Genomic DNA, 12285 nt, shown 5'->3' on the forward strand with positions numbered 1-12285 from the left:
AACTGCTTATTTAGAAAAGAATCCTTTTAAAGCAAATGCGACGTTTTGCGGTCTTTCCGCTAAGCGGCGCATAAAGTAGCCAAACCAGTCGTTGCCAAAGGGAACGTATACGCGCATTGTATAGCCTTCTTTTGCAAGGCTAAGCTGCATATCTGTTCGGAATCCGTACAGCATTTGAAATTCAAACTGCGTGCGCGGGATGTTATTTTTGTGAGCGAACTCTTTTACTTTTGCAATAATATTGTGGTCGTGAGATGCAATAGCCGTGTATGTTCCACTGAGCAAATGCTCTTCGATAATTCGCATATAGTTCTCATCAATTTGGGCTTTGTCTTGAAACGCCACGGTTGGTGATTCTTGATACGCGCCTTTTACCAATCGAAGAGGAATGCCTTTTAGCTCTTTTACATCTTGTTCAGCGCGGAATAGGTAAGCTTGAATAACCGTTCCAACATTATCAAACGTCTCGCGAAGCTCTCGTAAAATATCTAGCGTCATTTGACAGTGAGCATAGTCTTCCATGTCGATTCGAACAAAGTTATCGTATTTTTTCGCCGTTTCAAGAATGCGGCGCATGTTCTCAACGCAAAAGCTGCGGTCAATATCCAAACCAAGCTGCGTCATTTTGACAGATAAGTTGCACGTTACACCGGCTTGGCCCATAGCTTCTAGTGTTCTGATGTTATATTGAGTTGCTTCGATAGCTTCTTCTCTGCTTGAAACAAATTCCCCTAAATGATCAAGCGTACAAACAAGCCCTTTTTCATTCAATTCCCGTACTTTTTTGATCGCATGTTCAATTGTGTCGCCAGCTACCACTTGAGCTGCACCAAAGCGAAGACCCCATTTTTTCGCCGCTTTGTTTAGCGCTTTATTTTGGGAAGCGTGAAGAAACACATTTTTAGATACCTCTGCTAACATAAATATCTCCCCCTATAGAAAAAATCCCTTGTTGTTTTAAGATAGAGCAGCCTAGGGCTGCTCTACTGAGTATTAAAGCGTTGTGCTTGTTGTTTTTGCTTGCAGGTGCAGAATCAAGTAATCAGGACCGCCAGCTTTTGAATCTGTTCCTGACATATTAAATCCGCCAAACGGCTGGTACCCAACGATGGCACCTGTACAACCGCGGTTGAAATAAAGGTTTCCAACGTGGAACTCTTCTTTCGCACGCTCAATGTGTTCAGGCGTATTTGAAAGAAGGGCACCTGTTAAACCGTAGTCAGTGTTGTTCGCAATTTCCATCATATGATCGAAGTCGCGCGCTTTGCAGAATGCTACGACTGGGCCGAAGATTTCTTCTTGCATTAAACGTGCTTTTTCATCTACATCTGCAATAATCGTAGGCTGGATGAAGTAGCCTTTTGAATCATCTGCTTCTCCGCCCGTCATTAAACGGCCTTCTTCTTTACCGATTTCAATGTACTTTGTAATTTTGTTGAAAGAAGCTTGATCAATAACAGGTCCCATATACGTGTTTACATCTTCAGGGCTGCCCATTGTTAATGTTTTTGTCAGCGCAACTGCTTTTTCAAGAACGATATCGTATACGTCTTGATGAACAACTGCACGAGAGCCCGCTGAACACTTTTGTCCAGAGAAGCCAAACGCTGAATACACAATAGAAGAAGCAGCTAAATCTAAATCAGCATCTTTATCTACAACAACCGTGTCTTTTCCGCCCATTTCAGCAATAACGCGTTTTAGCCAGATTTGACCAGGCTGTACTTTTGCTGCGCGTTCATAGATGCGGCATCCTACTTCACGAGAACCTGTAAATGAAACGAATCGTGTTTTTGGATGATCTACTAAATAGTCGCCAATTTCGCTTCCGCTTCCCGGCACGTAGTTCAGTACACCGTCTGGAAGGCCAGCTTCTTTCATTACTTCTACAAATTTTGCTGCGATAACCGGCGTGTTGTTAGCAGGTTTTAATAGAACCGTATTTCCTGCTACGATTGCTGCTGCTGCTGTTCCAGCCATGATCGCTAGCGGGAAGTTAAACGGTGAAATAATAACGCCGACACCAAGCGGAATGTAGTTAAATTTATTTTCTTCACCTTCGCGGCTCTCAACAGGCGCGCCGTCTTTTAGCTGCACCATTTGGCGAGCGTAATATTCAAGGAAGTCAATTGCTTCTGCTGTATCAGCATCTGCTTCATTCCACGGCTTTCCTGCTTCTTTTACAAGGTAAGCTGAAAATTCATGTTTGCGGCGGCGAATGATATCCGCTGCGCGGAAAAGAATGTCAGCGCGAGCTTCCGGCGCTTCTTTTTTCCATGTATTAAATGTAGAAAGTGCTGCTTGCATTGCTTTTTCAGCCAGGTCTTGATCTGCTTTTGACACACGTCCGATAACTTCTGCTTTATTTGCTGGGTTAATGGACTGAATTTGATCTTCTGTTGTAATGAATTCTCCGCCAATTACAAGAGGATAGTCCTTTCCAAGCTCTGATTGTACAAGTTCTAATGCAGATTCAAACGCATCTTTGTTTTCAGCAACCGTAAAGTCCGTGAAAGGCTCGTGTTTGTATTGTTTGATTTCGTTAATATTCATTGTGTTCATTTTCATTACCCCTTTTTTAGAAAATTTACAACATAATTAATATTCCAACACCCTATACCTGTATTATAATCACCTTATTCTCGTTTTGTACATAGTTTTTTAACAAAAATGTTCAAAAATTTTTAAAATAAACACTTTTGTTTAAAAAGCCAATAAAACGATGTTTTTTATAGTGATTTTGAACAAAAAGAAAAGAAAGGGATATGAGTAAGTAGATGAAAAGATATTTTGAAGTGAAGAATTACGATAAAAGAAAGAGTTTATCGATAGTAAGGTAAAATACTTTTTCGATCAAAAAACAATAGACAAAGTTGTTCAAAATAAATTATCATATAATTCGAAAAGTAATTTTGTCGAATGAAGCTGACTTTTGCGTTAAGTGAAAGTTTCATTTGCATGCACAGATAGAAGGAGGGTAGGAAAACGGCAGTTATTTGTCCACGATGTTGTAAGGGCTTACATATTTAACGCGCGATGCGAAGAACGTGTAATTCTTTAAATGACGGTTTCTATGAGGAGGATTTTAATATGAGTCATCAACCGCCTGAGTTAAAAAAAGAATTAAAAATTCGACACATAACCATGATTTCTTTAGGAGGAATCATTGGTGCCGGTTTGTTCATTGGAAGCGGATCGCTTATTAACGCAGCAGGTCCTGGTTCCATCTTTTCGTACGCGTTTGCCGGTTTGCTGGTGATCTTAGTTATGCGAATGCTGGGGGAAATGTCTACGGCTAATCCTTCAAGCGGTTCGTTCGCGACCTATGCCAGAGAAGCGCTTGGACCGTGGGCTGGCTACACAATCGGCTGGCTGTACTGGTTTTTCTGGGTAATTGTTATTGCTGTTGAAGCGATTGCTGGTTCAACGATTATTCAATACTGGTTTCCATCTCTACCGTCTTGGGGTGTGAGTCTGCTCCTGACATTTTTATTAACGTTAACGAACTTATACTCTGTTAAATCATTTGGTGAATTTGAATACTGGTTTTCGCTTATTAAAGTAGTTAGTTTAGTGCTGTTTTTACTTTTAGGAGGAGCGATCATCCTCGGTTTAATACCGGGAGTAGAGTCTCCGGGAGCGTCGAACCTTCTTCATAGAGGCGGATTTCTTCCAAATGGAATCAGCTCCGTCTTTTTAGGAGTGGCGATTGTCATGTTTTCCTTTATGGGAACAGAAATTGTCGCAACAGCGGCTGGAGAATCGGCTCAGCCTGAGCGAGCGATCACCATCGCAACAAATACCGTTATTTATCGTATTTTAATTTTTTATCTTGGGTCTATTTTAATCTTAGTAACGATCCTTCCTTGGGATTCTTCAAGCTTGATGAAAAGTCCGTTTGTTTCGATATTAGAGCTGGTAAACGTTCCGGCAGCTGCTCAAATCATGAACTTTATCGTACTGACTGCCGTTCTTTCTTGCTTAAATTCAGGTCTATATACGAGTTCTCGTATGCTGTACTCAATGGCGCAAAAAGGAGACGCGCCGCGTATGTTTTTGAAAGTGAATAAAAAAGGCATTCCGTTTAATGCCATTGTAGGATGTACCGTGATTTCTTACATCAGCGTTGGGTTTAACTATCTTTCACCTGATAAAATCTTTTTATTTTTAGTAAATGCATCTGGAGGCGTAGCGCTTCTTGTGTACCTTGTTATTGCTTTTTCACAGCTTCGCATGAGAAAGAAATACGAAAAAGAAAAGCCAGAAGCTTTAAAAATCAGAATGTGGCTGTTTCCTTATTTAACGTATGGAACAATTGCGGCGATCACAAGCATCTTTATTGCGATGGCATTTATTGATTCGCTTCGCACTCAGTTTTATCTCACGCTGCTGATTGCTGTATTTGTGGTATGTTCGTACTTCTTTATGAAAAAGAAAAAAGATGATCATTCCCTATCAGGACAGGGAAATAAAAGAATCTCTTAAATAGAAGAGAAAATCATCACGAGGGGCTAGGGGGAAGTAAATTGGCAAACAAAGAGTTAAAAAGAGGGCTTGAATCTCGTCATATTCAAATGATTGCTCTTGGAGGAACGATCGGGGTAGGGTTATTTATGGGTTCAGCAAGCACCATTGAATGGACGGGGCCATCCGTCCTGCTTGCGTATGCTATTTGCGGCGTTTTTATTTTCTTTATTATGCGTGCAATGGGTGAAATGCTTTACTTAGAGCCAAGTACGGGTTCATTTGCGACATTTGGTCATAAATATATTCACCCGTTAGCTGGTTACATTACGGCTTGGAGCAACTGGTTTCAGTGGGTGATTGTCGGCATGGCAGAAATTATTGCCGTCGGAGCTTATATGCAGTACTGGTTCCCGCATTTGCCGGCGTGGGTTCCGGGAATTGTCGCCATGATCATTCTCGGTGCGGCAAATTTAATCTCAGTGAAATCTTTTGGAGAGTTTGAATTTTGGTTTGCAATGATTAAAATCGTGACGATTGTGCTCATGATTATTGCCGGTCTTGGCCTTGTTTTCTTCGGTCTTGGAAACGGGGGAGAAGCGCTTGGACTATCGAATTTGTGGGCAAACGGAGGTTTCTTTACAGGCGGATGGTCCGGCTTTTTCTTTGCGCTGTCGCTTGTGATTGCTGCCTATCAAGGAGTAGAGCTTATTGGAATTACAGCAGGAGAAGCCAAAGATCCTAAAAAAACGTTAACAAGCGCGATTCAAAGCTTGATTTGGCGTATATTAATCTTTTATATCGGTGCCATCTTTATCATTGTAACGGTATATCCGTGGAACGAGCTGGACTCACTCGGCAGTCCGTTTGTTTCTACATTTGCGAAAGTAGGGATTACGGCAGCTGCGGGAATCATTAACTTTGTGGTCATTACAGCGGCAATGTCTGGATGTAACAGCGGAATTTTCAGCGCAGGACGCATGCTTTATACGTTAGGCGTAAACGGACAGGCTCCAGCGTTTTTTACAAAGGTTTCTCGAAACGGTGTACCTATTTATAGTACCGTTGCGGTAATGATTGGGTTAGCTGCGGGCGTTGTCTTAAATTATATTGCTCCGCCAAATGTTTTTGTGTACGTGTACAGCGCGAGCGTGCTTCCAGGTATGATTCCATGGTTTGTCATTCTTATTAGTCAAATTCGTTTTCGAAAAGTAAAAGGAGCGGCGATGGATCAGCATCCATTTAAAATGCCTTTTGCTCCTGTGACGAACTACGTAACCATCGCGTTTTTACTTATGGTGCTTGTAGGTATGTGGTTTAATGATGAAACGCGCATATCGCTGATTGTCGGGATTATCTTTTTAGCTATTGTCGTGCTGAGCTACTATGTACTAGGTATCGGAAAGCGCACGGAAGTACGGTCTTCTGAAAGACGTAAGCTAGTGAAATAAATGATTTTGTAAGAGAGGCTGAAAAGCATTTTCTTTTTTTACTAATGAGGTGCATGGCAAGAAGGAAAAAGAAAAAAGAAAAAACCAGAGTCAAATCGGCGTGTTCAGGCATAAGATAATCCAACTCAAGCGAAATGCAAGCGGCGTTTTTCTTGAGGAAAGAGTAACTAAAGAAAAGGAAGTGTTCGTATGTCTGGAAACGCTGGATGTGGATATGGATCTGGTTTTGCTTTATTAGTTGTATTATTTATTTTATTAGTAATCATCGGCTGCAGCTGCTACGGCGGAGGCCTTGGCTGGTAATTCACTCATTTAAAAAGCCCTATAAGGGCTTTTTTCAATGCTTATAAATAACGCTTTTTCCCGTTTTGATAAATGTTTACGTGAAAGCCGTTTACTTCATCCATAAAGATTTTAGAAGGAAAGTCGGCTGTTTTGACAGATGAAGTGATTTCGACAGTTTGATACGCCTTTGGTTCCAACGTAACAGTATGAAGCCTAGGCTTATTCATCATAAGTAAAAAAGGGGTATCTTCTTTAAAATAGAAGCGTTCATCCAGTGCTACTTCAAACGTAACGGGTTTTGAACTGTGATTTTCAAATGAAAGGTCACAGGTACCCGTTAATACGGTTTCTTTTTTATTTCTCTCAAATGTACAAATGCTGTTTTCCACATCGTAAGAAATGGCATACATACCTGGTAATACGGTCTTTTGCATCGCTTCAACTATATGACCAGGACCCGATATGACAATAAACGCAGCTAAAATCGTTAATTTTAAACGGTGACGATTTAAACTTTTGTAAAGTGCAAAAAGACCAAGTAAAAGTATAATTCCCCACGCATTGCTGGCATATTGAATTCCTGTCATTGTTTCTTCATCTCCATAGAGGGGAAGACCTAAAAAAGAAAAGACAGAATGACTGAGCGGTGTTGAATTAGGGAAAGGGATGTTTAAAATAAAAACAATCAGTAAAAAAATGAGTCCCTTTGTAAAAAGTGATCGTTCACGAATCATGTTGTTCCTCCTTAGCTATAAATCACGTATCATTATATACTATTATTATCTTTTTTTGTAATTAATGGTTATTTTTCTATGTGTGGAGGGAAGATGAATGAAAACTTTGTTATTAGTTAGGCATTGTGAAGCAGAAGGGCAAGAAGCAAAAGCATCATTGACGGAACAAGGCATACAGCAGGCCCAGCAGTTAATAGGTTATTTGAACAAGCTGAGTTATCCCATTGATAAAATTATTTCAAGTCCGTACAAACGAGCCGTTCAAACAATTGAACCTTATGCAAAAGATACTGGTCTCCCTCTTCATATAGATACAAGGCTAGAAGAAAGGCGTTTAAGCGGACAGCCTCTGTTCAACTGGATAGAAGTATTGAAAAGAACTTTTGATGACATAGACTTTAAGGTAGACGGAGGAGAATCGACGAAAGAAGCCACGGTACGTTCTTTAGAGCTGTTTAAAGAAGTAATGAATGAAAAACAGAAAACGACTCTGTTTGTTACGCATGGCAATTTGATGACGTTAATTCTTAGATATTTTGATCCGAAGTTTGGGTTTAGCGAATGGTCGCGTCTAACAAATCCAGATATATATCAAATCGATCTCGAAAAGAAGAGCGTTTCCATTACAAGGCTTTGGAATGAGCAGAAAACAAATTGATGAAATAAAAGATTTTTTGTGCATTTGTGCAGACGATAAGTTTAGCTCAATATAAAAACCTTCTGCCGCATCACAATTCAGAAATGTTGGTAACCTCAAAGCTGCCCCGTAGGCTTTTAGCAGATACATAATTAGGATAAAGCCTGTCTTAGAACAGAGACTTGCTATTTCTAAATTGATATGTTACACTAAGTTTAATTATTTTTGTTCGGTATGAAATTGAAAGAAGAGAAATATTCTTCAAAAGAAATTTTTATCTGGAAATAGTACGATTGAGCAAGGGTAGTAATATATGCGTGGAGTAATTCCACCACTGGAGGAAATAGTATGACTGAAGGTACAGTAAAATGGTTTAATGCAGAAAAAGGTTTCGGTTTCATCGAAATTGAAGGCGGAGAAGATGTATTCGTACATTTCAGCGCAATTCAAGGCGACGGATTCAAATCTTTAGACGAAGGTCAAAAAGTGACTTTCGACATCGAGCAAGGTCAACGCGGTGCACAAGCTGCTAACGTTGTAAAAGCATAATTTTATGCAATCCAAAAAAGACTCCGACTTTGGACGGGGTCTTTTTTTATTGTAGCAAACACGCAGGTAACGGAGGAATACGTATGAGTAAAGCAAAAGGTAAAGGTGGCACGGGGCGAGGCACCGGCAAAAAAGGGTGGAACCGCTGGCAGGCGAGTGCAAAAAAGAAGAAAAATGCAAAGCCTTATAAAAGCAAGGGAACAAAAAATGCTGATAAGCCGGAAGGCAACTAATCCTATATGCGCAGTATCATCTGCAACTTCGACTTACTCTGCTTGAGTAAGTTTATTTCATATGGAATTATTTTTTTATTGCTTTTTTGACAGATTGCTGTCACTATATGAAATAATAAAGTGATTTGTGTGAATTTTCTATAAAAATTGATTTTTTTTGCAAACACTTTCATATTTCGACAACCTTTTTGATTTTTATCGGTTATACTTCTTTATAATAGATTATAGAAAGATGCAGGGGAGCATAAAGTGAGAGAGGAAAGCGACAGTTTACTCTGTACGCTTTTTACGTTTCTGGACCGTATTGCAGTAGCGTCGTAGTAAGTAGATCATGCATCAGTTTAGAACACATCAAAACTCAACTAAGTGTAACGGGGGGATATGAGTGAGCGCAGGCATCGTAATTGAAAAAGTTCAAAATTATGCTATGTTAGAAGATCATGTTTTGGTTGAAATGGTTCACAGCGGAGACGAAAAATCATTGGAGTATTTAATCAATAAGTATCAAAATCTTGTAAGGGGAAAAGCAAGAAAATACTTTTTGATTGGTGCTGAAAAAGAAGACATCGTCCAAGAAGGAATGATTGGACTGTACAAAGCAATTCGCGACTTTAACGAAGACAAGCTAACATCTTTTAAAGGGTTTGCGGAGTTATGTATCACAAGACAAATTATTACGGCGATTAAAACGGCTACTCGTCAAAAGCACGGTCCGTTAAATTCGTACATTTCATTGGACAAGCCTCTGTATGATGAAGAATCAAACTATACGCTGATGGATATGATTCCTGGCGATCAAATTGCTAATCCGGAAGCGGTGCTGATTCATCAAGAAAAAGTGGAAGACCGCGAGTTAAAAATTGCGGAAACACTTAGTGAATTGGAAAGAAAAGCATTGACGCTGTATATGGACGGCCATTCATACGCTGAAATTTCGAAAGAATTAAACACGCACGTCAAGTCAATTGACAACGCGCTGCAGCGTATCAAAAGAAAGTTAGGTCGAGACGTAGAAAGCAGACAAGCTATTTCATAATAGGTAAAGAGGACCTTATTGGATAATAAGGTTCTTTTTTTATTGAATAGGTGTCTATTCTGCACTGAAATATTTAGCAAATTTAGGTTTTTACCATAATTTCCTTTATGTGTTAAACTAATAGCACGTTAATTTCGAAGGAGGATTTTATGTTTTTCTTTCTAGACAAGCATCATGACAAGCTAACGTGGATGATTGTAGGAATCGGACTTATTCTTTTTTTCGTAAGGCGAGATATGCTTACATTTGTATTGACCCTCTACATATGCTTACAGGGAATTCAACATCGCAGGCTTATTAAAAAGAAAATAAAAGCTACCTCTTGGGGTAAGCGTATTTTATACGTACTGTGTTTTTTACTATTAATTGTTGTATTGGCTTATTCTACGACTCATATGCTTGCTTGGGCACATACGCATCATGTGTTCATTGTTTTTCAATTCATTATGATTTACCTGCTGATTCTTTTAGGTAGGTTTTTACTGTCTCACGTCATTCCAAAAGTGATGAATAAGCTACATGAATAGAAAAGAGCCGGGCCTCAAAGGGGTTTCGGCTCTTTTTCACGATCTTTTAAAATGTCTTGAATAATTTCAATATGAACAGAAGCCCACGATTGTTCACGGAAATGAAGAAACACGCTTGGAATGAGAATAAAAACATACAGCACGACAAAAATAATCCAAAGCCAGCTGCCGTCTTTAAATAAAAATTGCTGCAGCCGCTGCGAAAATAAAAAAAAGAGCCAAGGCAAGGCAGAAACAAGGATAGGGATGACGCCGGAGCCGTTTTTTTCTTTGGTCATTCGGTAATACACTTTTCGTAAAATAGCGCTGTCGAGCGTAAGGTAAAGCTGCCGAATTTCTTCCATTTCCGCTAATTCATCAATATCTTCTGCGTTTTGGTTTTGATGAGCCGCTTTTTTCAGTTTAAGGTAGACTTTATGAGCATCGCCGCGCAGTGAAAACATATACCAGCCTCCCGCATATTGTTTCGTCTTCTTTAACAGAGTTTGCAGGTGCATGTAAATCTATACAAAAAGTTTCGTGATACGAAAGAATAAGAAAACAGAAGTGTAAGCGTAAATCATTAGTAGAAAATGAGAGAAAACAGCTGATTTTTACTCTTTTTGGCCGCCTTTACACATCAACTAGCAGCACATATACTAATAAAAGAGCAATTAGTTACCTAGGTAAATAAAATGAAAAGGTGAGGTGGGAAAAGTGAATAACTTGGTGTTTCATGAACTTCATCAAAAGTCGAGATTGTCTATTAAAGAAGTAAATGAAGTGTTAAAAGCGTACGGGCTATACAGCTCACAGTATTCAATTTTATTTTGTTTAAAGCGATTCGGTTCGATGACGCAAACAGAGATTTGGCAGTATTTAAATGTCGAAGCGCCAACGGTTACTCGCACGTTAACAAGACTTGAAAAAAGCGGATGGATTGTGCGAAAAGCAGGCAGTGATAAACGAGAGCGCATCGTTTATTTATCTCCTCAAGCGAAGAAAAAGCTTCCAGAAATTCAGCAAGAAATTGAACGTTTGGAAGAAAATTTGCTGATTGCTTTATCCGACAGCGAACAAGATCAGCTTATTTCGTTATTAAAGAAAATTTGTAAATCTACAGAAAAGGGTGAAATGAATGACGAACCAGCAGGAGCCAATCTGGACTAAAAGCTTTATCAGCATTGCGATTACCAACTTTTTTATTTTTGTCGTGTTTTATGCATTGCTGACGCTGCTGCCGATTTATGTATTAGACGCCTTGGACGGCACGAGTACGCAGGCAGGGCTTGTTGTTACCATCTTTTTATTATCTGCGATTATTGTTAGACCGTTTTCAGGGAAAGTCATTGAAAACATTGGAAAGAAAAAAACGCTTGTATTTAGTACCCTCATTTTTGCGCTTTCTTCCTTCTTATATATGTTTATCCACCATTTTAACGTGCTTTTATTACTGCGCTTCTTTCAAGGAATTTCATTCAGCTTAGCGACAACCGTCACCGGAGCGATTGCAGCGGATTTAGTTCCCGCTAAACGACGAGGAGAAGGGCTTGGCTACTTCGGAATGTCAATGAACTTAGCTGTAGTTGCAGGGCCGTTTTTAGCATTAACGCTTCATCAATACATGGCATACAACATTATTTTCCTTGTATTTGGCGTGATTATGCTCGTTGGCTGGCTGTGTGGAATGATGGTCAAAAATCTTCAAGAAAACGTTGCTTCGCCAGTGAAGAAATCATTTTCACTGAGCGACTTGTTTGAAAAGAAATCCATGCCGATTTCATCTGTAGGTATTCTCGTTTCTTTTTCGTATGCAAGTATTATTTCGTTTATTTCTGTGTACGCACAGTCGCTTGGATTAATTAAAACAGCAAGCTTTTTCTTTGTCGTATTCGCAGCTGCGATGCTGATTTCACGACCGTTTACAGGAAGATTATTTGATAAATCTGGCCCAAACATTGTGATTATTCCATCGTGTATTGTCTTTGCGATTGGTCTATTTAGCTTAAGCTTTACGCATTCTTCTTGGATGCTGCTGTTTTCAGGTGCGTTAGTAGGACTAGGGTATGGAACGCTGCTTCCTAGCTTCCAAACGCTGGCGATTCAAGCGGCGCCTGCTCACCGAAGCGCATATGCAACTGCTACATTCTTTACGTTTTATGATAGCGGGATTGCAGTTGGTTCGTTTGTATTAGGAATTGCAGCAGGCGCTTTAGGCTATTCGAAACTGTACTTTGCGCTAGGAATTTTTGTTCTGTTAATTACGCTTTACTATAAGTGGATTGCAAATTTACGTCAAAAACAAAAAGCAGCAAATATCCAGGTGGGCATGAAATAAAAAAGCTCGGCGTAATATGCGCCGAGTTTTTTTATGGATTTTTTACAGGACT

At 39.6% G+C, this 12285-nt stretch carries 14 protein-coding genes; 10 read left to right on the forward strand and 4 right to left on the reverse strand.

Annotated elements, in window-relative coordinates:
- Positions 1-6: 6 nt before the first annotated feature.
- Both ACWATA_RS05500 and pruA read right to left on the reverse strand, forming a co-directional pair.
- Positions 7-921, reverse strand: coding sequence for a proline dehydrogenase family protein (locus tag ACWATA_RS05500; RefSeq protein ID WP_033579975.1), 915 nt, complete (start codon positions 919-921; stop codon positions 7-9).
- Positions 922-993: 72 nt separating this feature from the next.
- The gene (gene pruA, locus ACWATA_RS05505; protein ID WP_028414951.1) at positions 994-2562 is read right to left on the reverse strand and encodes an L-glutamate gamma-semialdehyde dehydrogenase; all 1569 of its coding nucleotides are present in this window, start codon (positions 2560-2562) and stop codon (positions 994-996) included.
- A 528-nt stretch (positions 2563-3090) separates the two neighbouring features.
- On the opposite strand from pruA, the gene ACWATA_RS05510 reads away from it, so the two are divergent.
- From ACWATA_RS05510 to ACWATA_RS05520, 3 genes are all read left to right on the forward strand, one after another.
- Positions 3091-4485 carry an amino acid permease gene (locus ACWATA_RS05510; RefSeq protein ID WP_028414950.1) on the forward strand — a complete coding sequence of 465 codons (1395 nt, stop codon included), beginning with the start codon at positions 3091-3093 and terminating at the stop codon, positions 4483-4485.
- Between the two features lie 41 nt (positions 4486-4526).
- Positions 4527-5915 carry an amino acid permease gene (locus ACWATA_RS05515; RefSeq protein WP_473049621.1) on the forward strand — a complete coding sequence of 463 codons (1389 nt, stop codon included), beginning with the start codon at positions 4527-4529 and terminating at the stop codon, positions 5913-5915.
- Between the two features lie 189 nt (positions 5916-6104).
- A complete protein-coding gene (locus ACWATA_RS05520; protein WP_080754474.1) occupies positions 6105-6218 on the forward strand; it encodes a YjcZ family sporulation protein in 114 nt (37 codons plus the stop codon).
- 41 nt (positions 6219-6259) lie between these two features.
- On the opposite strand, the gene ACWATA_RS05525 is transcribed toward ACWATA_RS05520, so the two are convergent.
- Positions 6260-6934 carry a hypothetical protein gene (locus ACWATA_RS05525; protein WP_165636177.1) on the reverse strand — a complete coding sequence of 225 codons (675 nt, stop codon included), beginning with the start codon at positions 6932-6934 and terminating at the stop codon, positions 6260-6262.
- 97 nt (positions 6935-7031) lie between these two features.
- On the opposite strand from ACWATA_RS05525, the gene ACWATA_RS05530 reads away from it, so the two are divergent.
- The 5 genes from ACWATA_RS05530 (at position 7032) to ACWATA_RS05550 (ending at position 9916) form a co-directional block, all read left to right on the forward strand.
- Entirely contained in the window at positions 7032-7592 is a 561-nt protein-coding gene (locus ACWATA_RS05530; protein WP_034271290.1) for a histidine phosphatase family protein, read from the forward strand.
- Positions 7593-7919: 327 nt separating this feature from the next.
- Positions 7920-8120, forward strand: a complete 201-nt coding sequence (locus ACWATA_RS05535) for a cold-shock protein (protein WP_013058502.1) — start codon at positions 7920-7922, stop codon at positions 8118-8120.
- 77 nt (positions 8121-8197) lie between these two features.
- Positions 8198-8353 (forward strand): DUF3934 family protein, encoded by a 156-nt coding sequence (locus ACWATA_RS05540; protein WP_162837669.1) that lies wholly within the window; start codon positions 8198-8200, stop codon positions 8351-8353.
- Between the two features lie 385 nt (positions 8354-8738).
- On the forward strand, positions 8739-9389 hold the full coding sequence (gene sigH / locus ACWATA_RS05545; RefSeq protein WP_049165990.1) for an RNA polymerase sporulation sigma factor SigH: 651 nt from the start codon (positions 8739-8741) through the stop codon (positions 9387-9389).
- Between the two features lie 149 nt (positions 9390-9538).
- Complete coding sequence (locus ACWATA_RS05550) at positions 9539-9916, forward strand: hypothetical protein (RefSeq protein ID WP_033579980.1); 378 nt, start codon at positions 9539-9541, stop codon at positions 9914-9916.
- A gap of 14 nt (positions 9917-9930) precedes the next feature.
- On the opposite strand, the gene ACWATA_RS05555 is transcribed toward ACWATA_RS05550, so the two are convergent.
- Positions 9931-10359, reverse strand: a complete 429-nt coding sequence (locus ACWATA_RS05555) for a hypothetical protein (protein ID WP_028414946.1) — start codon at positions 10357-10359, stop codon at positions 9931-9933.
- 253 nt (positions 10360-10612) lie between these two features.
- Between ACWATA_RS05555 and ACWATA_RS05560 the strand changes: the two genes are divergently transcribed.
- Positions 10613-11065 (forward strand): MarR family winged helix-turn-helix transcriptional regulator, encoded by a 453-nt coding sequence (locus ACWATA_RS05560; RefSeq protein ID WP_013058498.1) that lies wholly within the window; start codon positions 10613-10615, stop codon positions 11063-11065.
- Complete coding sequence (locus ACWATA_RS05565) at positions 11034-12233, forward strand: MFS transporter (protein ID WP_376184321.1); 1200 nt, start codon at positions 11034-11036, stop codon at positions 12231-12233. The genes ACWATA_RS05560 and ACWATA_RS05565 overlap by 32 nt, the downstream gene beginning before the upstream one ends.
- Positions 12234-12285: the final 52 nt, after the last annotated feature.

This window comes from Priestia sp. USM5 (assembly GCF_058323215.1).

What these genes read in the sequence shown, in the direction of transcription:
- ACWATA_RS05500 (WP_033579975.1), bottom strand. Translation starts at nt 921, where the DNA reads ATGTTAGCAGAGGTATCTAAAAATGTGTTTCTTCACGCTTCCCAAAAT.
- pruA (WP_028414951.1), bottom strand. Translation starts at nt 2,562, where the DNA reads ATGAACACAATGAATATTAACGAAATCAAACAATACAAACACGAGCCT.
- ACWATA_RS05510 (WP_028414950.1), top strand. Translation starts at nt 3,091, where the DNA reads ATGAGTCATCAACCGCCTGAGTTAAAAAAAGAATTAAAAATTCGACAC.
- ACWATA_RS05520 (WP_080754474.1), top strand. Translation starts at nt 6,105, where the DNA reads ATGTCTGGAAACGCTGGATGTGGATATGGATCTGGTTTTGCTTTATTA.
- ACWATA_RS05525 (WP_165636177.1), bottom strand. Translation starts at nt 6,934, where the DNA reads ATGATTCGTGAACGATCACTTTTTACAAAGGGACTCATTTTTTTACTG.
- ACWATA_RS05530 (WP_034271290.1), top strand. Translation starts at nt 7,032, where the DNA reads ATGAAAACTTTGTTATTAGTTAGGCATTGTGAAGCAGAAGGGCAAGAA.
- ACWATA_RS05535 (WP_013058502.1), top strand. Translation starts at nt 7,920, where the DNA reads ATGACTGAAGGTACAGTAAAATGGTTTAATGCAGAAAAAGGTTTCGGT.
- ACWATA_RS05550 (WP_033579980.1), top strand. Translation starts at nt 9,539, where the DNA reads ATGTTTTTCTTTCTAGACAAGCATCATGACAAGCTAACGTGGATGATT.
- ACWATA_RS05555 (WP_028414946.1), bottom strand. Translation starts at nt 10,359, where the DNA reads ATGTTTTCACTGCGCGGCGATGCTCATAAAGTCTACCTTAAACTGAAA.
- ACWATA_RS05565 (WP_376184321.1), top strand. Translation starts at nt 11,034, where the DNA reads ATGACGAACCAGCAGGAGCCAATCTGGACTAAAAGCTTTATCAGCATT.